A 19,459-nucleotide genomic window follows, 5' to 3' on the forward strand; every position below is an offset into this window, starting at 1 on the left:
CCAGCAGCATGCCGTGCCTTGCGGCCGACCTTGCCATCGTCACCCGTCTCGATCCTCGGGGAAGTGGCACGCCAGGAGGGACTTGAACCCCCAACCTGCGGTTTTGGAGACCGCTGCTCTGCCAATTGAGCTACTGGCGTACATGGCTTGAACTTGAAACACGACAGCGAGCGGCTTGAATCCGCTCGCCTCCGTGAACTTTGAGCGGCGCACCGAAGCGCGCCACCCATATCTTACTTGATGACCTTGGCCACCACACCGGCGCCGACGGTACGACCGCCTTCGCGAATCGCGAAGCGCAGGCCTTCGTCCATCGCGATCGGGTGGATCAGGCTCACCACCATCTTCACGTTGTCGCCCGGCATCACCATCTCCACGCCGTCCGGCAACTGGCAAGCGCCCGTCACGTCGGTCGTGCGGAAGTAGAACTGCGGACGGTAACCCTTGAAGAACGGCGTATGACGGCCACCCTCGTCCTTCGACAACACATACACCTCAGCCTCGAAGTCCGTATGCGGGGTGATCGTGCCCGGCTTGGCCAGCACCTGGCCACGCTCCACGTCGTCGCGCTTCAGGCCGCGCAGGAGCAGACCGGCGTTGTCGCCCGCCTGACCCTGATCCAGCAGCTTGCGGAACATTTCCACGCCGGTGACCGTGGTCTTCTGCGTGTCGCGGATGCCGACCACTTCGATTTCGTCGCCCACCTTGATGATGCCGCGCTCGATACGACCGGTCACCACTGTGCCACGGCCCGAGATCGAGAACACGTCTTCCACCGGCATCAGGAACGGCTTGTCGATCGTGCGCACCGGCTCCGGAATGTAGCTGTCCAGCGCGTCCACCAGCTTGATGATCGCCGGCACGCCGATTTCGCTCTGATCACCTTCCAGCGCCTTCAGCGCCGAACCGTGGATGATCGGCGTGTCGTCGCCCGGGAAGTCGTACTTCGACAGCAGCTCGCGCACTTCCATCTCGACCAGCTCGAGCAGCTCCGCGTCGTCCACCATGTCCGCCTTGTTCAGGAACACGATGATGTACGGCACGCCGACCTGACGGCTCAGCAGGATGTGTTCACGCGTCTGCGGCATCGGGCCGTCCGCCGCCGAGCACACCAGGATCGCGCCGTCCATCTGCGCCGCACCCGTGATCATGTTCTTCACATAATCCGCATGCCCCGGGCAGTCCACGTGCGCGTAATGGCGCAGCGGCGACTCGTATTCCACGTGGGCGGTCGAGATCGTGATGCCGCGCGCCTTCTCTTCCGGCGCTGCGTCGATCGCGCTGTAATCCTTGAACTCGCCACCAAAACGTTCCGCACCGACCTTCGTCAGCGCTGCCGTCAGCGTCGTCTTGCCGTGATCCACGTGACCAATCGTGCCGACGTTGACGTGCGGCTTGGTGCGTTCGAATTTACCCTTTGCCATGCGCGCTAAACCCCGATGGAGTCAATGAGTTGGAAGGAACTAGCCCTTGCGGGGCGATAACCGTAACGGTCGAAAAAGATGGTGCTCATAACAGGAATCGAACCTGTGACCTCTTCCTTACCAAGGAAGTGCTCTACCGACTGAGCTACATGAGCATGTATTGGTGTACTTCAACCGTCCTCCATGACAGCGAAATCAAGACCAGCATCCTGCTGGACTTTTCAATTAAAGCAGAGCAATGGAGCGGAAGGCGGGAATCGAACCCGCGTAATCAGTTTGGAAAACTGATGTTCTACCATTGAACTACTCCCGCCCTGCGCGGAACTCTTGCTGGTGGAGGGAGGTGGATTCGAACCACCGAAGGCGTAAGCCAGCAGATTTACAGTCTGCCCCCGTTGGCCGCTTGGGTATCCCTCCAACAAAGAACGCGTATTGTGTGGATCGGGCCCCAAACTGTCAACACCTTGCGGCGCCAGATTCGAATGCGGGACTGAATTTCCGGCGAGATTCGATACGCGCCTCAGTCCAGTGAAGCGGCCCGCAGGTCGACCAGCTTCTCCATCCCCTTGGACAGCTCCAGCAACTGTTTCGCCTGCGCCTGCAGGCGCCGCTCGTTGTCGTCACGCGGTTCCCAGTGCGGCACCGGCGTGGGCTTGCCGTCGGGGCGATCCAGCGCCACGAACACCATCACGCAGCTGGTCGCCAGCCGGTGCTCATCCGTGCGCAGGTCACGTGCCAGGACGTCCACGGCCAAATGCATGCTGGAGGTGCCGGTATGAATCAGGCGTGCCCGCACCGTGACCATGTCGCCGATCAGGATCGGCGCGACAAACTGGATCCCGCTGACCGAGGCGGTGACGCAATACGCTCCGCTCCAAGCCACCGCACAGGCGTAACCGGCCTGATCGATCCATTTCATCGCCATGCCGCCATGCACCTTGCCGCCGAAATTGACATCGGTGGGCTCGGCGAGAAAACGGAACGTGACCTCGTGCTGTTGTCCTGACATGGGTTTGTTGCTGCCTGCGTGAAAGGTCCGGGAGCGCGATTATGCCTTGACTGCCGACCACGTCGCAGTCGCCGCACCTGCCGCCTTGCAGACGGCATGGCTTCATGGCTAGATGCGGAACAGGGGAGGACTGTATGACCTTGCACAGCATTTCATCGCGAATGGCGCTGTGGGTTCTGGCCGGTTCTACCCTTGTGCTCGCTACCGTCGGCGCCCTGTTATTCAGCTTCACTCGCGCCCAGATACTGCAGCACAGCCATCATGAAGCCGCTGCCCTCGCCGCCAGCGCAGGCAGCCAGATCCAGGCCCGGATCGACCGCGTCGCGGTCTCCGCGCAGATGCTCGCGACGATCATCGCCACGCGCCAGGACAGCGCCGAGCCGCTGTTGCGCGACACATTGCAGGCCAATCACGACATGGACGGGCTGGCTGCCGTCTTCAAGCCTTCGTCAGAGCCAGGCGACATCCACCCCTACTCGCCATTCATCCGCCGGCTGGACGACGGCACATTGATCACTCGCGACCTGTCATACGATGCCAATCCCTACGGGGACAGCAACTGGTTCCTGGGCGGACTGAGCTGTTCGGCTGGCTGCTGGCAGCGGCCGTTCGTTTCGCTGTCGCGGCGGCGCCAGCTGATCAACTATTCGGTGGCCATCAGCCGCGAGGGGCATCCTGTTGGCATCATCAATGCCGACGTGACGCTCGACTGGCTGCATCAGATCCTCGGGCATCTGAACAAACCGGAAGGCGCCTATGCCTTCGTGCTCGACAGCGATGGCAACTACCTGGCGCACGACAATCCCGCCCTGGTGGGCAAGCGTGGCACGCCGACGCTGCTCGAGGTTCTGGCCGGCGACCGGGCTGAATCGGTGCGCCTGCCGGTCGCGCAGAACCCGCGGGTGCGGGGTGCGGTGTGGATCTATTCCGTGCCGATCGAAGGCACTCATTGGCGGCTCGGCCTGGTAGTGCCGGAGATTCAGATCTATGCCGGCGTGCGTCGCATCTTCTTGTGGAGTCTGGCGCTGGGCATGCTGGCACTGCTGGCGGTTGCCCTGATCACGTTGCTGACCATCCGCCGCACGATGGCGCCGCTGGGCGTGCTGGCCGACCGCGCCGAGCATGTCGCCCGCGGCGAACTGGATTTCGAATTGCCGCCGACCACTCGCCATGACGAAGTGGGGCGTCTTACTCAATCCTTCGACCAGATGCGCCATGAACTCGCGTTGCATATGGAGGATCTGGCACGAGTCGCGCGGGAAAAGCAGCGGCTGGCCAGTGAACTGGAAATCGCCCACCAGATCCAGATCGGCCTCCTGCCCAGCGAACACTACCTCGACGCCGTCTGCGCCCACTTCGAACTGCATGCGGCGCTGCGTCCCGCCCGCGCGGTCGGTGGCGACCTCTACAGCTATTTCATGCTCGACCCGGGACGTTTCTTCGTCATGGTCGGCGACGTCTCCGACAAGGGTATCCCGGCCGCGCTGTTCATGGCGCAAACCATCACCCTGGCCAAAGCGCTGGCGCCGCGCGGGCAGACCCCACAGAGCCTGCTTCGGCTGCTCAACCTGGAGCTTTGCCGCGGCAACGACAGCTGTATGTTCGTCACTTTGTTATGCGGCCTGCTCGACACCGGCAATGGCAATCTGGTGCTCGCCAGCGCCGGGCACGAACCGCCGATCCTGTGCAGCCGCGATGCCCCGCAACTGCTGGACTTCCCTACCGGCGCGGTACTCGGGCTGTACGAGGACTCCGACTATCCGGAACACCGCCTGCGTCTGCGCCGGGGCGAGACGCTGCTGATGTATACCGACGGCATCACCGAGGCCAGCGACCATCATAAGCAGATGTACGGCATCGAACGCACCATGGAAAGCCTCGGGCAGGTTTCGTCGATGGCCCCTACGGCGGGCTATATCGAACGATTGCTGGGAGACGTGGATCTCTTCGTGGCGGACGCTGCACAGGCCGATGACATCACTTTGCTGGCGCTGACCTGGCACGGCTCCACGCCGCCGAGTACCGAAATAGGCATCGGCAACCAACTGCCGGAGGTATTCGACGCACTCGATCGCTGCGAGCACTTGCTGCGGGAAGCCGACGTTCCGCTCTCGCTGCACAGCGATATGCGTCTCGTGCTGGAAGAACTCATGGTCAACACGGTCGAGTATGGCTATCCCGAGGGGCGCCCTGGCCAGATCCGCATCCTGCTGCACCCCAGTCCAGACGCGGTCACGGTCGAGTTGATCGATGACGGCATTGCATTCGACCCGTTGCAATCCGTCCTCCCGGACCTTCCGGGCGACCTCGCTGACCGCGAAGACATCGGCGGTCTCGGCATTCACCTCGCACGCACCATGACCAGCGAGATGCGCTACACACGGGACGCGCATCGCAACCATCTGCTGCTTCGCTTCATCTACCCGAACCAGGACTCCTCATCATGACACTCCGTCTGCATAGTGAATTCCCGGCGCCCAACCGTGTCATCTTGCAAGTCGGCGGCCGTCTCGATGCGATGACCTTCGGCGAACTCGACGAAGCCGCGCTGGCCCTGCTCCGGCGACTCGACGATGGCGGCACCGTGGTGATCGACCTGGCCGGCCTCGAATATGTCAGCAGCGCCGGGCTGCGCAGTTTCGCCAAGATCCGCAAGAGCATGCGTGCCCGCGGCGGGCACACTTTGCTGCTGAATCCGCAGCCGCAGGTGCGCAAGGTATTCGACATCGTCAAGGCGGTGCCGGTGAGCGAAGTTTTCACCAGCACGCAGGAGCTCGACGCATATCTCGATCGCATGCAGCGCCAGATCACCGAAGGCGACAACGACGAGTGATCAGCTCAGCACGCTGCCAGTGTTTCAGACGTTGAACAAGAAGTGCAGCACGTCACCGTCCTTGACGATGTAGTCCTTGCCTTCCTTGCGCAGTCGGCCAGCCGCACCGGCACCGGCTTCGCCCTTGTACTGGATGAAATCGTCATAGCTGATCGTCTCCGCGCGGATGAAGCCGCGTTCGAAGTCGGTGTGGATCACCCCCGCCGCCTGCGGTGCGGTGGCGCCGCGCTTCACCTGCCACGCGCGCACTTCTTTCACGCCGGCGGTGAAGTAGGTCTGCAGGTCGAGCAGTTTGTAACCGGCGCGTATCACCCGGTTCAGACCCGGCTCGTCCAGGCCCATGTCCTTCAGAAACTCGTCGCGATCGGCGTCTTCCAACTGCGCCATCTCCTCCTCGATCGCCGCACACACCGGCACCACCTCGGCGCCTTCGGTGACGGCACGTGCACGCACGGCATCGAGCAGCGGATTGTTCTCGAAACCGTCGTCGGCGACGTTGGCGATGTACATCAGCGGCTTCAAGGTGAGCAGGAACAGGTCGCGCACCAGCGCCTTCTCTTCCTCGTCCAAGCCCAGGCTGCGCGCGGACTTGCCTTCATTGAGGCCGGCCGACAGCTTCTGCAGCACCGGCTTCTTCGCCAGAGCTTCCTTGTCGTTCGCCTTGGCCGCGCGCTCGGCACGGTTCAACGCCTTGTCGACCGATTCCAGGTCGGCCAGCGCCAGCTCGGTGTCGATGGTCTCGATGTCGGAAATCGGATCGACCTTGCCGGCGACATGGATCACGTCACCCTCGAAACAGCGCACCACGTGGGCAATCGCATCCACTTCGCGGATATGCGCGAGGAACTTGTTGCCGAGACCTTCGCCCTTCGACGCACCCGCAACCAGGCCAGCGATATCGACGAACTCCACCGCGGTCGGAATTACCTTCTGTGGATTGACGACGGCGGACAGCGCGTTGAGTCGTGGATCCGGCACCGGCACCACGCCCACGTTCGGCTCGATCGTGCAGAACGGAAAGTTCGCCGCGGCGATACCGGCTTTGGTCAGCGCGTTGAACAGGGTGGACTTGCCGACGTTAGGCAGACCGACGATGCCGCATTTGATACCCATGATGATTCCGGTGGGGAAACGCGCCTGGCAACCGTTCGAACGACCGGCCTGCCACGCGCGTCTGCCGCATGAATTGTGGTGTTACTTGGTTTTGCCGTCTTCTGTCGTATGCAACTGTTGCATCGCCTTGTCGAACTGGCCGTCGACTGCCAGCGGCAGCACGTCCAGCGCGCGGGCGATGCCTCCGAGGATCGCCTCCTCGTCCTGCGCCGATGGCCGGCCCAGCACCCACGGCGTGACCTGATCGCGATGGCCGGGATGACCGATGCCCACGCGCAGGCGATGAAACTTGCCATGACCCAGATGCGCCATGAGGTCGCGCAGACCATTCTGGCCGCCGTGGCCGCCGTCGAATTTCATCCGCACGATACCGGCAGGCAGGTCCAGATCATCGTGCGCAATCAGGCACTGTTCCGGCTCGATCTTGTAATAGCGCAACGCCGAAACCACAGCGATGCCGCTCTTGTTCATGAAGGTGGCGGGCTTGAGCAGCCATACCTGCTGTCCACCGATGCGCACTCGGCAGGTTTCGCCGTGCAGCTTGCCTTCGAAACCGAAACGCTCGCCCTGCCCGGCAGCCAGAGCATCAACAAACCAGAACCCGGCGTTGTGCCGGGTTCGGAGATATTCGGCACCGGGATTGCCCAGTCCGACGATGAGTTGCAGTCCAGCCATGGGCAGCCAGCCATGCAAGTCCCGCGCTCGATGCGAGCGCGGGACAGCATGACTTACTTCTTGTCGGCAGGCTTGGCAGCGGCCTTGGCTGCCGGCTTGGCAGCTGCGGCCTTGGCGGCCTCGGCCTCGGCTTCGGCGGCCGCGTCTTCGGCCGCGTCTTCGGCACTTTCCTTGACCACGTTCACCGTGACCACCGGGATGTCATGCGCCTCACCGAGCTGCAGCGCGGGCAACTCGACATTGGGCGGCAACTTCAGCTGCGACAGGTGAATGATGTCGCCCGCTTCGAGCTTGCCCAGATCCAGCTCGATGAACTCGGGCAAGTGCTTGGGCAGGCAGCTGATTTCCACTTCGGTCAGGTTGTGCGAGATCACCACACCGGAAGTCTTGCCGGCGGTCGACGATTCCTGGTTGAGGAAGTGCAGCGGCACGTTCACGCGCACTTTCGCGTTCTCGTCGATGCGCAGGAAATCCATGTGCATCATCAGCTGCTTGAACGGATGCTTCTGCCAGTCGCGCACCAGCACCTTCTCTACCTTGCCGTCGACGTTGAGGTCGAGCACCGAGGAGAAGAACCACTCGTGCTTGGCGGCGAGCAGGATGGTGTTGTGCTCGATCTGGATGCTCTGCGGATCCTGTCCGGTGCCGTATACGACAGCAGGCACGAAGCCGGCATGACGCAGGCGGCGGCTCGCACCTTTCCCCTCGTCCTTGCGGCTCTGCGCCTTGATTTCATGAGTCTTGGCCATTTCAGTATTACCTTGGGTTTTGAAGAACCGCCTCGCGGCGGTTTTGTGACTTTTCCGCGACCAGAAAAGCCGGTTACTTCCACGCGGCATCCGTGCCGCGAAAAGCTGAACATCAAAACCGCCCATCCTGGGCGGACTTTCAACTATCAATCCACGTACAGCGAACTCACCGACTCGCCAAAGGCGATGCGGCGAATGGTTTCCGCCAGCAGCTCGGCGACCGAGAGCTGACGGATCTTGGCGCAGGCCTGCACTTCCGGGCGCAGCGGCAAGGTGTTGGTGACGACCAGCTGGTCGAGCTGGGAGCCTTCGATATTGCTGATCGCCGCGCCCGACAGCACCGGGTGCACGCAGTAGGCGACCACCTTGCGGGCGCCGCGCTCCTTGAGAGCTGCAGCTGCCGCACACAGTGTGCCGGCGGTGTCGACGATGTCGTCGACCATCACGCAGGTCTTGCCGTCCACGTCACCGATGATATTCATCACGGTGGACACGTTCGCCCGCGGCCGACGCTTGTCGATGATGGCCAGATCGGCGTCATCCAGCCGTTTGGCGATGGCACGGGCACGCACCACGCCACCGACGTCCGGACTGACCACGATCAGGTCGTCCATGCTGTGGTTGCGCCAGATGTCTGCCAGCAGCACCGGCGAGGCATACACGTTGTCGACCGGGATGTCGAAGAATCCCTGGATCTGGTCGGCGTGCAGATCCACCGTCAGGACCCGATCGACACCGGCGGCGCCGATCATCCTGGCGGCCAGCTTGGCGGTGATCGGCACCCGCGCCGAACGGGGCCGGCGATCCTGCCGGGCGTAACCGAAATACGGGATCACCGCGGTGACGCTGGCCGCCGAGGCGCGCTTGAGCGCATCGGTGAGGGCCAGCAGCTCGAACAGGTTGACCGCGCTCGGCGCGCCGGTGGGCTGCAGCACGAACACTTCCTGCTTGCGGACGTTTTCCTCGATCTCGATCTGCACTTCGCCGTCGCTGAACGTGCCGACCTGCGCCTTGCCCAGCGGCACGCCCAGACGATGGGCGACATCCTCGGCCAGGGCACGATGCGCGTTACCGGTAAACAACATCATCGGGGTGGACGTGTCCACTGTGTTACCTCGAAACAAAAGCCATCATGAAATGGCTGGGGCGGCAGGATTCGAACCTGCGTATGCGGGAATCAAAATCCCGTGCCTTAACCAGCTTGGCGACGCCCCAGTAATATTTGTGTTCGTTTGTATCTGTCGCTGTTCTTGCCTGACCGTCAGCGGCCGTCCGTTGTCCGTGTCGCCCGCTCCGCGCCCTGATGGCGCGCCAATGCATCGCGCAGGGGTGAAACGTCGACACCCATGGCCACCTGCGCCGTGAATGCCGCCGGACATCGCGCGGCAATCGCCGTCGCCCGATCGAATGACTTCGCTTCCAGAAACACGCAGCCACCGCTGCCGGAAAGCCGCGCCTGACCGAAACCGCCCAGCCAGTCCAGTGCTGCAGCGACCCGCGGGTGCCGCGCACGGACCACCGGCGCAAAGGCGTTTTCCGTCGTTTCACCGGAAACAAAGGATGAAATTGTCGCCCGCGGCGCATTTCGTGTCAATTCAGACGCTTGAAAAAGCGCGGCGGTCGGCACCGGCTCATGCGGGTCGAGTACTACATAGTGGCGCGATGGCAGGCTCAGCGGCGTGAGCTGCTCGCCGATGCCTTCGGCCCAGGCCGAGCGGCCGCGCACGAACACCGGCACATCGGCGCCAAGCTGGCGACCCAGTTCGGCCAGCACGTCCTCGGCCAGGTCCAGCCCCCATAGCCGGTTCAGCGCCACCAGCACTGTCGCCGCGTCGGAACTGCCGCCACCCAGCCCGCCACCCATCGGAATGCGCTTGCTCACCTCGATGTCCACGCCGATCGAGGCGTCGGCGTGCTCGATATCCACGCCGGTCGGGACGCCGGCGCGCTCGATATCCGCGCCGGTCGCGATACCGGCATGCCGCTGCAGCAGTTGCGCCGCGCGCACCACCAGATCCGTGTGCGCGGGCACGCCGGGTATCTCCCCCAGCCGCCGAACCTCGCCATCGTCGCGCAAGCGCAGGCGTATCTCGTCGCCCCAGTCGAGCAGGCGGAACACAGTCTGCAGCTCGTGGTAGCCATCGGGCCGCCTGCCGATGATGCGCAGGAACAGGTTCAACTTGGCCGGCGCCGGCCACACTGTCCATTCGTCGTGATCCGGCGCCGACAGCGGCCGGCTCATGAATACGCGCAAGTGATCGGGAAACCCATTCTCGCGATCGCGCTCACGCGCATACGCAAACGCCGGATCGTCCTTATCGACCACCGCAAAACCGTGCTTCGCATAGAACGGCGCATTCCATGGCACATCGGCCAGCGTGCCCAGGTCGACCCGCCGGTAGCCGGCTGATCGTGCCCATGCACAGGCACGCTCCAGCAAGGCCGCGCCGATGCCGCGCCGACCGTAATCCGGCAACACGTCGATTTCGGCGATGCCGATGACGGCATCGCCCGCGTCCGTATCCAGCCACACAAAACCGACGGGTACTGCGGCCTCGTTCAATGCCACCCAGACCAGACCGCGACCGATCGCCTGCTGCAGCAGTTCCGGTGGGATCGACATGGCCGAGTAACTCGCCCACGCCGGATGACCACGGAACAATTGCACGGCCTGGCGCTCGATCGCGCACAAGGCGTCGACCTGACCCGGATCTGCACGTTCGATCAGGAATGACATCGTGGTTCCGCAATCCGCACAACGGCCGTGTCGCCGCCAGAGGGCGCAAAGCCTAACCCAACCGGGATGACATCGGTGCTTACTGGAACTGCCACGACTCGATCGACAGTTTCACCTTGTACGGCAATTTCTCGGCGTACACCTTTTTCGGCAGCGGCGGCTGGCGCGTGGCGTCCCATTCCCGATAGTCGACCGCCCAGCCATCCTGCTGCAACAGCGCCGGCAACCGGTCCGTACCGAAGCTCAGTTCGGCCGGACCACTGTCGGCACGCAGACCCAGCACCCAGGCGCGCAGGTTGCGCAGCGGCACTTCCCAGCCCAGCGCCTTGCGCATCAGCGCCTCGGCATCCGGGCCGCGCAACGGGCCCGATCCGAGACCCTCCAGCAGGGCTTCATCCGGGCCACCGCTGAGGCGAAAACTCTTGCCCGTGATCGGTGCGCGCAGCACGAATTCGTACTGGTCGCCGTTCTGCGTCCAGCTGAAACTGCCGCTGCCGCCGTCCTTTCCGTCGGAAACGCCGAGGCGTCCCTGCAGCACCCAGTGATCGGCATGCGCCAGCGCCTGCTCGCGTTGAACCTGGGCATTGAGCAGCCCGGTATCGCCCTTCATGCGCACCGCGGGCACGCAGGCGGCGAGCAGCAGCGGCAGCGCGACCGCGAGAAAACGGAGATTTCGCGTCATGGTTGCAACCGCTTCAGGGCTTCCTGCAGGCTGCTGCTGTGCGGATCGAGTTTGCGCACTTCGTCGAAGATCCGCTGCGCGTCCTGCGTATGGCCCAGCTTCCAAAGCACCTCGCCCAGGTGCACGCCGACGTCGGCATCCTTGCGCGCCAACCACGCGCCGCGCAGGGCCTGCGCGGCCTGATCCAGGTTGCCCATGCGGTATTGCAGCCAGCCCCACGAATCGGCAATGGCTGGATCATCCGGTTTGGCTGCGCGGGCGGCACTGAGTAAGCGCTCGGCCTCGGGCAGGTCGCGGTTCGCATCGGCCAAGGTGTAGCCGAGCGCATTGCTGGCGTCGACATCGCCTGGCTTGATCTTCAGCAGATGCTGGAAATCCTGCACCGCCTGATCGATCTGGCCTGCCTGGGCATAGGTCAGGCCGCGGTCGTACAGCAGCGCCGGATCGTCAGGTGCCACCTGCAACGCGTGACTGAAGGCGGCCTCGGCCTTCGCATACTTCTGTTCGCGCAGGTACAACTCGGCATCGGCCTGCCAGACCTGCCGCAGTTGCGCCGGCTGATTGAGATAGCTCAGCTGCATCTGCTCCAGCATTTGATGCGCGTCGGCCTGCCGGCCTTGCGAATGCAGCAGCAGCGCACTGCGCAGGTCGGCGTCGAACGCGTGCGCATCGTCATCGCCCACCTGCTCGTACCAGGCCAGTGCCTCGGCCTCGCGATGCTGCATCTCGGCTAGTTGCCCCAACAGGTAGGCGTTGCTTGAACGTACGGCGGGTGTCGCCTTCTGCAGCTCCTGGTACAACGCCGCCAGCGCTTCTTCATTCTTTTCGTGCGCAGCCAGACCTGCACGCATCGAGTAGATGTCGGCGTTCTGTGGCCCCTGTTCGAGCAACCTGGCCGCGCCGGCATAGTCACCGGCCTGGCTGAGCAGGCCGGCATAGGCCAACCGCAGCTGGGTATTCTTCGGCGCCTTCGCCAGCGCCTTCTGCAGCAACACGCGGGCACCCGCGCGATCACCGTCCTTGAACTTCATCTGCGCCGCCCAGGCGTAGGTTTCGGCACTCTTGAAACGCTGCACCGCCGCGTCGGCGATCTGCACGGCGTAGGCGTGCCGCCCGAACTTGTCGCCCAGTTCGCTCATCGCCAGCCACGCCTGTGCCTCGCCGGGCAGGCGCTGTGGCGTCGCCAGGGCTTCCAGCAGACGCGCCGCCTGGGCCTGATCGCGGGCACCCACCAGCACCCGGCCGAACTGACGCCAGGCATCTTTGTCGCCGCTGCCGGTCAGCAGCTCCAACTGACGGCGCGCCTCATCGGCATCGCCACGATTCAGCGCAAGCTCGGCGCGCGCCTGGGCCATCTCGGCCGGCTTCGCGCCCAGCGCCTGCCAGCGGTCCAGTGCGCGCTGGGCAGCTGCATTGTCATTCACGGCAATTGCCAGGCCGGCAGCCCGTTCGGCCACCCCGGGATCGTTGCTCAGCGCCATCGCCTTCTCGTAATGGTCCGATGCCGCCTTCAGGTCGGTGCGGCTCAGCGCCATCTCGCCGGCCAGCAATTGCGCCATCACGTCATGATCAGCGTCCGGCGTGGCCACCACCAGATGGGCCAGCGGCTGCGCTGTGCCGGCCGTTTTCTGCGCAGACCGCAGCGGCGTACCGGCGCAACCAGCCAGGCCCAGCGCCAGCAGCGCAAGTGCCGTAAAATGCCGCAGTTGCTTGAACTTGCTTGCCCCGCTCCGCACACTACTCTCCATCCACATGCCTGTTCCGATCGCACTGCTCGTCGCAGGGCGACATTGCACCAAGCTTAGCCTACGCCGCCGGATTCCTGCCGCCGAGATGCTCTCCTCACCATGCCGCTGATCGCCCTCGGGCTCAATCACCTCACCGCGCCGGTCAGCCTGCGCGAGCAGGTGGCGTTCGATACGGACGCCGCGGGTGAGGCTTTGCTCGAGCTGACCCGCGAACCGGGCGTGGAAGAGGCGATGATTCTGTCCACTTGCAACCGCACCGAGCTGTATGTCGGCGTGGCGGCCGGTGCCGAGGACATTCCACTGGCATGGCTGAGTCGTCATCATCGTCTGACTCCCGGCAAGCTGGATGAGTTCCTGTATCGGCACGATGAAGACGACGCCGTGCGCCACATGTTCCGCGTCGCCACAGGGCTCGACTCGATGGTGCTGGGCGAACCGCAGATCCTCGGCCAGGTGAAGGATGCCTACCAGCAGGCGCGCGGTGCGCAGACACTGAAAGCACCGCTGGACCGGCTGATGCAGCAAACCTTCGCCGTAGCCAAGCGTGTGCGCACCGACACCCGTATCGGCGCGCACACGGTCTCGGTCGCGTTCACGGCGGTGCGGCTGGCCGAGCAGGTATTCGCCGATCTCCAACAGGCCTGCGTATTGCTGATCGGTGCCGGCGATACGATCGAGCTGGCCACGCGGCATCTCGCCGAGAAGCAGGCGCGCCGGATCATCGTCGCCAACCGCACGCTGGAAGCCGCGCAGGAACTGGCCGGCCGCTACGGCGGTTACGCGATCGCGCTGGCCGACCTGCCGCAGCATCTGGCCGAGGTCGACATCGTGATTTCCTCCACCGCCGCACGGCAACCGATCGTGACCCGCGCGATGGTCGAGCAGGCGATGGCGACACGCCGGCGCAAACCCATGTTCATGGTCGACATCGCGGTACCGCGCGACATCGAGGCCAGTGTGGGCGAGCTGCCTGACGTCTATCTGTACGGCATCGACGATCTGCGTCAGGTGATCGATGAGAACCTTCGCTCGCGCGCCGCCGCCGCGCACGATGCCGAAGCGATCATCGATCTGCAGGTAGGCCGCTACATGGCCTGGCGCCGCGCGCTGACCTTGAAGAATCCCGCAGTGGATATGCGCCAGCACGCGGAAATCTACCGTGATGAAGTGCTGGGCAAGGCCCGCGCGATGCTGGCCAACGGCAAACCGGCCGACGAGGTGCTGGCGTTTCTTGCCAACACGCTGACCAACAAGCTGCTGCACCACCCCAGCGCGCGTCTGCGCGAGGCGGCGCTGAGCGGCGATCTGGATCTGTTGCATGCGGCGGGCCGTTTGTACGGACTGGACCAAGAAGTGAGTGAAGAGGAGTGAGGAGTTAGAGAAAGCACCACCCCGCCTTTACTCTTTTCTCACTCCTCTCCACTCACTCCTCAACCATGACCCCATCGATCCGTCGCAAGCTCGAAGCACTGGCCGAACGCCACGAAGAAATCGGCCTGTTGCTGTCGCAACCCGACGTGCACGCCGACAACACCCGATTCCGCGAGCTCTCTCAGGAGTATGCGCAGCTCGAGCCGGTCACCACTTCGCTGCGCGAGCACGACCAGGCCGAACGCGAGCTGGCCGAAACCCGCGCCATGCTGAATGATCCCGAGCTGCGTGAAATGGCGCTCGACGATGTGCGTCGGCTGGAGCAGCGTCTGCTCGACCTCGACAGCGAACTGCAGCTGCTGCTGCTGCCGAAGGACCCGCGCGACCAGGCGAACCTGTACCTGGAAGTGCGGGCCGGCACCGGCGGCGACGAGGCCGCGATCTTCGCCGGCGACCTGTTCCGCATGTACCTGCGCTACGCCGAAGGGCGCCGCTGGCACGTCGAGATCCTCAGCGAGCATGCAGGTGAACATGGCGGTTACAAGGAGATCGTGGCCCGCATCGAAGGCAACGGCGCGTACTCGCAGCTGAAGTTCGAGTCCGGCACCCACCGTGTGCAACGCGTGCCGGAGACCGAATCGCAGGGCCGCATCCACACCTCGGCCGCGACCGTGGCGATCCTGCCGGAACTCGACGAGATCGACGAGATCGAGATCAATCCGGCCGACCTGAAGACCGACACCTTCCGTGCATCAGGCGCGGGCGGCCAGCACGTCAACAAGACTGACTCGGCGATCCGCATCACTCACCTGCCGACCGGCACGGTGGTGGAATGCCAGGAAGAACGCAGCCAGCACAAGAACCGTGCCCGCGCGATGAGCCTGCTCAAGGCGCGCCTGCTCGACACCGAACGCAGCAAGCAGAATGCCGAACAGGCCGAGGCGCGCCGGCTGCAGGTCGGCTCCGGCGATCGCAGCCAGCGCATCCGCACCTACAACTACCCGCAGGGCCGGATCACCGACCACCGCATCAACCTCACGCTCTACCGGTTGCCCGAGATCATGCAGGGCGACATGGCCGAACTGGTCGACACGCTGACCCGCGAGCATCAGGCCGATCAGTTGCAGGCGCTCGGCGGCATCTGACAACGCCGTCACGGCGTACCGGGTTAACCTGCGGCGAAGCCACATCCAGCGAGATAGCCATGGACAAGCACTATCGCAAGGCGATGAAGGAACTGCAGCTCGAATTGATACGGCTGCAACACGGCCTGAGCAGCAGCGGCAAGCGGTTGCTGGTGATCTTCGAAGGCCGCGATGCCGCCGGCAAGGGCGGCACCATCAAAGCCATCACCGAGAGCCTGGACACTCGCGACTATCGCATCGCCGCGTTGCCCAAACCGAACGGGCGGGAGGCCACGCAATGGTATTTCCAGCGCTACGTCGCTCACCTGCCCAGTGCCGGCGAGTTCGTCCTGTTCGACCGCAGCTGGTACAACCGCGCCGTAGTGGAACCGGCGATGGGCTTCTGCAGCCCGAAGGAATATGAGGCCTTCCTCGACGCGGTGCCCGCGTTCGAGAAACTGCTCGTCGATGACGGCATCATCCTGCTCAAGTACTGGCTGGCGGTGGATCAGGCCGAGCAGGAAAAGCGCTTCGCCGAGCGCGCCGACAATCCGCTGAAGCGCTGGAAGCTCTCGCCGGTGGACCTGACTGCGCGGCAGAAATACGTCGAGATGGGCAAGCTGCGCGACGTGATGATCGAGCGCACGCACGCGGTCAACGCGCCATGGTTCGTCGTCGATTTCAACGACCAGAAGCGCGGCCGCGTCAACCTGATCCGGCATCTGCTGCAGCAGGTGCCATTCGAAGACAAACCGATCGCCGACGTGAAGCTGCCCAGGCTCAAGGGCAAACCGAAGACCGAGCACATCACCGACAAGGCCGTGCTGGTGCCGGACACGTTCTGATCCTCAGCCGGTATGGAAACCGCGCAGATCATGCCCAGACAGATCATGCTCGGTGAGATCCGCGCGATCGACCGTCTCGACGCGTGCCGCCGGCGGCCCCTGCAGCAACCAGCGCTCCAACGCATCGAGCGCTTCCGCTTCGCCGCTGGCCAGCACTTCCACGCTTCCATCGAACCGGTTCTTCGCATGCCCGGCCAGGCCGAGGCGCAACGCCTGCTCGCGGGTGCTGGCGCGGAAGAACACGCCCTGCACCTTGCCGCAGACGATGAACCTCGCGCTCGGCATCACGGCATCTCCATCACGGCTGGCCGATAGCCGCCTCGAGTGAGGCGGCGGTGACCGGGCCAATGAACGGTTTGGCCACCGTGCCGTCCGGGCGAATCAGATAAGTGGTGGGCAAACCGCGCGGTTCGTCGAAATCCTTCAGCGGCTTGTCCAGCGTGACCTGGGCGATCGGGTAGACCACCGGATGCTTGGCGATAAATGCCTTGATGTCGGCCGGTTCGCTGTCGTCGTAGGCCAGGCCGATTGCCGCGACGTTCTTGTGCGTGGCGACGAAATGCGAGATGTCCGGCATCTCCTTGATGCATGGCACACACCAGGTCGCCCAGTAGTTGACGATTACCCACTTGCCGCGCTGCGCGGCCAGGTCGAACGTCTTGCCGTCCAGCGTGGTGACATGCAGTGCCGGCTGCGCGGGCATGGCGGCCTGCGCGGGCGCCGCGAACGCCAATGCCACGGCCAATGCGGCCACCGGAGTGGAAATGGATGAGAACAAGGTCATGCGGGTAGTTCCTCGGTATCGGCGGCGGGGCCGGTGCTCACGGGATAGATCTGGTCGAGCCGTACGCCCAGCTTCGCTTCCAGCACTTCGGCCAGTTCGGCCAGCATAGTCAGCAATTCCGGCGGCAGTTCGATGCCCAATGCCTTGGCCTCCTGCACCGGCTGCAACGGCAGGGGATAGTCGATATGCCGGTATATGCGCAGCAGATCGGTGCAATCGAGGCTGCGGCAGAGCAGCCAGCCGCCGGCCTCGCCGCGCTGGATCAGGTCGGCCTCGCGCAAGTCCTCGAAATAGGCCGCGATCAGCGCGCTGCGCAGGTACGGTTCCTTGGCGCGCACGCCGGCCGGATCCACGCAGCCACCGGCCCGCTGGGCTTCCACGAAATGTCTCAGCACCACCAGCAGTCCGAGGAACTCGGAACCTTCCGGCAACGTTTCCATCGGCGCGTGATATTCGAACGCCGACGCTGAAGCGGCAATCGACGCAGCCAGGATCACGATCACCCACGACAGATAAATCCACAGCAGGAAGATCGGGATAGCCGCCAGCACGCCGTAAATTTGCTGGTAGGTCTGCGCATGCTGCACGAACATGGTAAAGCCCCAGCGCGCGATCTCGAACAGCACCGCGCCGAGCAGTGCGCCGATCGCCGCGTCACGGCGCGACACCTTGCAGTTCGGGATCACCGAATACATCAGCCACAGCGTGAAAAACGTCACCAGGAACGGCAGCGTGCCCAGCAGGCTGCGGGCGATGCCGCCCAGCTGGTTCGCGGCGCTGTGCAGCAACGGCACGGCGGTGACGTAGGAGGTCACCGCGATGCCGCCGACCACCAGGATCGGCCCCAGCGTCAACGCCGCCCAGTACAGCAGCAGGCGCGACCCCCAGTTGCGCGGCTGATGCACGCGCCAGATCCGGTTCAACCGATCCTCGATGCTGATCATCATCGACACCGCGCTGAACAGCATCACCAGGATGCTGATGCCGGTGAGCTTGCTGGCATTGGCCGCGAAGCCAAGCATGGTGTTCTGCACCGCCTCGCCCGCCGACGGCACGAAATTGTCGAACACGAAGTCGATCAGCGTATCGCGCGCCGGCTGGAAAACCGGAAACGCCGAGAACATCGCCAACACCGCCACTGTCAGCGGTACCAGCGACACCAGCGTGGTGTACGACAGGGCGCCCGCCGTCTCGAAACACTTGTCGTCGACAAAGCGTTGCCAGATGAAGCGGCTGAAACTCGCCGTACGATCGCGATTGAAACGCCGGACCATCGGTATCCTTGCGTAGGGCGGCACAGTGCCGCGGCCAACCATCGTGGGTATCGGTCGTTACACTAGCGTATTGCCGATGAATGTCCCAAGCACACGAGCCACGCCCACATGAGCCCCATTCGCATGAGCTCCCGCGCATGAACCACGAAATCCTTGTCCTGTACTACAGCCGCAGCGGCCACACCGCCCAGATGGCACGCCTCATCGCGCGCGGCATCGAGGAAGTGCCAGGCATGCGCGCACGCCTTCGCCAGGTGCCTCCGGTGTCGCCGGTGACCGAAGTGGCACAGCCGCCCGAGCCCGAGGACGGCGCACCGTACGTGCAGCGACAGGATCTGCTCGACTGCATCGGACTGGCGATGGGCAGCCCCACCCGCTTCGGCAACATGGCCGCGCCGCTGAAATATTTTCTCGACTCGACCGGCGCCGAATGGGCCAGCGGCGCGCTGGTCGGCAAGCCCGCCGTGCTGTTCACCTCGACCAGCACCATGCACGGAGGCCAGGAATCCACCTTGCTGACGATGGCGCTGCCGCTGCTGCATCACGGCATGCTGCTGCTAGGTGTGCCGTACACCGAACCGGCGCTGACCACCACGCAGAGCGGCGGCACCCCGTACGGTGCCAGCCATGTCGCCGGCGCCAAAGGCGACAATCCGATCAGCGAACATGAACGCGAATTGGCCCGTGCGCTGGGCCGCCGGCTCGCCGACACCGCACGCAAGCTGGCCGGTAACGCATGAGCGCGCCCTCCCCACTGCCAACGGAACAACGGATCGGCCTGCTCGCCTGGGCCGCGCTGGTCGTGCTGCAGCTGCTCTGGCATGCGTGGCTGTTTCCCGCGCAGCACATGCCGGCGTGGCTGCTGCTCTCGATCACGGTGATCCCACTGCTGCTGCCGCTGCTGGCGATCCGCGATGCACGCCGTGCCTTGCTATGGGTTGGCATCCTCAGCCTGTTCTATTTCTGCCACGGCATCGCCGAAGGCTGGAGTTCGTCCGCCGAACGCGGGCTGGCGCTGGCCGAAATTGTGCTCACCCTGTTGTTGATCGGCACTCTCGGTGCCGGCGTGAAGCGCAAACAACGCGGTTAAC

At 64.1% G+C, this 19,459-nt stretch carries 19 protein-coding genes and 5 tRNA genes; 7 read left to right on the forward strand and 17 right to left on the reverse strand.

What is annotated here, in order from left to right; genetic code table 11:
- Window positions 1–64: 64 nt before the first annotated feature.
- From BUA26_RS03120 to BUA26_RS03145, 6 genes are all read right to left on the reverse strand, one after another.
- A tRNA-Trp gene (locus BUA26_RS03120) sits at window positions 65–140 on the reverse strand.
- 93 nt (window positions 141–233) lie between these two features.
- The gene (tuf, locus tag BUA26_RS03125; RefSeq protein WP_072757748.1) at window positions 234–1,424 is read right to left on the reverse strand and encodes an elongation factor Tu; all 1,191 of its coding nucleotides are present in this window, start codon (window positions 1,422–1,424) and stop codon (window positions 234–236) included.
- 79 nt (window positions 1,425–1,503) lie between these two features.
- Window positions 1,504–1,579, reverse strand: a tRNA-Thr gene (locus BUA26_RS03130).
- A gap of 84 nt (window positions 1,580–1,663) precedes the next feature.
- Window positions 1,664–1,737: transfer RNA gene (locus BUA26_RS03135), tRNA-Gly, on the reverse strand.
- A gap of 18 nt (window positions 1,738–1,755) precedes the next feature.
- Window positions 1,756–1,841: transfer RNA gene (locus tag BUA26_RS03140), tRNA-Tyr, on the reverse strand.
- A gap of 103 nt (window positions 1,842–1,944) precedes the next feature.
- A complete protein-coding gene (locus BUA26_RS03145) occupies window positions 1,945–2,433 on the reverse strand; it encodes an acyl-CoA thioesterase (protein ID WP_072757783.1) in 489 nt (162 codons plus the stop codon).
- A 134-nt stretch (window positions 2,434–2,567) separates the two neighbouring features.
- Between BUA26_RS03145 and BUA26_RS03150 the strand changes: the two genes are divergently transcribed.
- Both BUA26_RS03150 and BUA26_RS03155 read left to right on the forward strand, forming a co-directional pair.
- Window positions 2,568–4,880: a SpoIIE family protein phosphatase gene (locus BUA26_RS03150; RefSeq protein ID WP_072757786.1), complete on the forward strand. Its 2,313-nt coding sequence runs from the start codon at window positions 2,568–2,570 to the stop codon at window positions 4,878–4,880.
- Window positions 4,877–5,266, forward strand: a complete 390-nt coding sequence (locus BUA26_RS03155; protein WP_072757788.1) for an STAS domain-containing protein — start codon at window positions 4,877–4,879, stop codon at window positions 5,264–5,266. The genes BUA26_RS03150 and BUA26_RS03155 overlap by 4 nt, the downstream gene beginning before the upstream one ends.
- Before the next feature lie 24 nt (window positions 5,267–5,290).
- Here BUA26_RS03155 and ychF read toward each other — a convergent pair whose 3' ends face one another.
- The 8 genes from ychF to BUA26_RS03195 form a co-directional block, all read right to left on the reverse strand.
- The gene (ychF, locus tag BUA26_RS03160; protein ID WP_072757790.1) at window positions 5,291–6,379 is read right to left on the reverse strand and encodes a redox-regulated ATPase YchF; all 1,089 of its coding nucleotides are present in this window, start codon (window positions 6,377–6,379) and stop codon (window positions 5,291–5,293) included.
- A gap of 81 nt (window positions 6,380–6,460) precedes the next feature.
- Window positions 6,461–7,054, reverse strand: coding sequence for an aminoacyl-tRNA hydrolase (gene pth / locus BUA26_RS03165; protein ID WP_072759982.1), 594 nt, complete (start codon window positions 7,052–7,054; stop codon window positions 6,461–6,463).
- Between the two features lie 53 nt (window positions 7,055–7,107).
- Window positions 7,108–7,803, reverse strand: coding sequence for a 50S ribosomal protein L25/general stress protein Ctc (locus BUA26_RS03170; RefSeq protein WP_072757792.1), 696 nt, complete (start codon window positions 7,801–7,803; stop codon window positions 7,108–7,110).
- 146 nt (window positions 7,804–7,949) lie between these two features.
- Complete coding sequence (locus BUA26_RS03175) at window positions 7,950–8,891, reverse strand: ribose-phosphate diphosphokinase (protein ID WP_178368568.1); 942 nt, start codon at window positions 8,889–8,891, stop codon at window positions 7,950–7,952.
- Window positions 8,892–8,941: 50 nt separating this feature from the next.
- A tRNA-Gln gene (locus BUA26_RS03180) sits at window positions 8,942–9,018 on the reverse strand.
- Between the two features lie 46 nt (window positions 9,019–9,064).
- The gene (gene ispE / locus BUA26_RS03185; RefSeq protein ID WP_072757794.1) at window positions 9,065–10,540 is read right to left on the reverse strand and encodes a 4-(cytidine 5'-diphospho)-2-C-methyl-D-erythritol kinase; all 1,476 of its coding nucleotides are present in this window, start codon (window positions 10,538–10,540) and stop codon (window positions 9,065–9,067) included.
- Window positions 10,541–10,619: 79 nt separating this feature from the next.
- Window positions 10,620–11,222 (reverse strand): lipoprotein insertase outer membrane protein LolB, encoded by a 603-nt coding sequence (lolB, locus tag BUA26_RS03190; RefSeq protein ID WP_072757795.1) that lies wholly within the window; start codon window positions 11,220–11,222, stop codon window positions 10,620–10,622.
- Entirely contained in the window at window positions 11,219–12,976 is a 1,758-nt protein-coding gene (locus tag BUA26_RS03195; protein ID WP_083572853.1) for a tetratricopeptide repeat protein, read from the reverse strand. Before BUA26_RS03195 ends, lolB begins: the two co-directional genes overlap by 4 nt.
- Window positions 12,977–13,069: 93 nt before the next feature.
- On the opposite strand from BUA26_RS03195, the gene hemA reads away from it, so the two are divergent.
- From hemA to ppk2, 3 genes are all read left to right on the forward strand, one after another.
- Window positions 13,070–14,341 carry a glutamyl-tRNA reductase gene (gene hemA / locus BUA26_RS03200; protein ID WP_072757797.1) on the forward strand — a complete coding sequence of 424 codons (1,272 nt, stop codon included), beginning with the start codon at window positions 13,070–13,072 and terminating at the stop codon, window positions 14,339–14,341.
- A 65-nt stretch (window positions 14,342–14,406) separates the two neighbouring features.
- Window positions 14,407–15,486, forward strand: coding sequence for a peptide chain release factor 1 (gene prfA, locus BUA26_RS03205; protein ID WP_072757800.1), 1,080 nt, complete (start codon window positions 14,407–14,409; stop codon window positions 15,484–15,486).
- Between the two features lie 59 nt (window positions 15,487–15,545).
- The gene (ppk2, locus tag BUA26_RS03210) at window positions 15,546–16,310 is read left to right on the forward strand and encodes a polyphosphate kinase 2 (protein WP_072757803.1); all 765 of its coding nucleotides are present in this window, start codon (window positions 15,546–15,548) and stop codon (window positions 16,308–16,310) included.
- Between the two features lie 3 nt (window positions 16,311–16,313).
- Here ppk2 and BUA26_RS03215 read toward each other — a convergent pair whose 3' ends face one another.
- From BUA26_RS03215 to BUA26_RS03225, 3 genes are read right to left on the reverse strand one after another with little or no spacing between them, the layout of a single operon-like run.
- Window positions 16,314–16,595, reverse strand: coding sequence for an acylphosphatase (locus BUA26_RS03215; protein ID WP_072757804.1), 282 nt, complete (start codon window positions 16,593–16,595; stop codon window positions 16,314–16,316).
- A 13-nt stretch (window positions 16,596–16,608) separates the two neighbouring features.
- On the reverse strand, window positions 16,609–17,094 hold the full coding sequence (locus BUA26_RS03220) for a TlpA family protein disulfide reductase (RefSeq protein ID WP_072757806.1): 486 nt from the start codon (window positions 17,092–17,094) through the stop codon (window positions 16,609–16,611).
- Window positions 17,091–18,368 carry a YihY family inner membrane protein gene (locus BUA26_RS03225; RefSeq protein ID WP_072757808.1) on the reverse strand — a complete coding sequence of 426 codons (1,278 nt, stop codon included), beginning with the start codon at window positions 18,366–18,368 and terminating at the stop codon, window positions 17,091–17,093. Before BUA26_RS03225 ends, BUA26_RS03220 begins: the two co-directional genes overlap by 4 nt.
- 137 nt (window positions 18,369–18,505) lie before the next feature.
- On the opposite strand from BUA26_RS03225, the gene wrbA reads away from it, so the two are divergent.
- Both wrbA and BUA26_RS03235 read left to right on the forward strand, forming a co-directional pair.
- Window positions 18,506–19,108 carry an NAD(P)H:quinone oxidoreductase gene (gene wrbA / locus BUA26_RS03230; protein ID WP_072757810.1) on the forward strand — a complete coding sequence of 201 codons (603 nt, stop codon included), beginning with the start codon at window positions 18,506–18,508 and terminating at the stop codon, window positions 19,106–19,108.
- Complete coding sequence (locus BUA26_RS03235; protein ID WP_072757811.1) at window positions 19,105–19,458, forward strand: DUF2069 domain-containing protein; 354 nt, start codon at window positions 19,105–19,107, stop codon at window positions 19,456–19,458. Before wrbA ends, BUA26_RS03235 begins: the two co-directional genes overlap by 4 nt.
- The last annotated feature ends 1 nt before the right edge of the window (window position 19,459 follow it).

The sequence above is a fragment of the Rhodanobacter sp. OK091 genome, from assembly GCF_900142825.1.
Taxonomy (GTDB): domain Bacteria; phylum Pseudomonadota; class Gammaproteobacteria; order Xanthomonadales; family Rhodanobacteraceae; genus Rhodanobacter.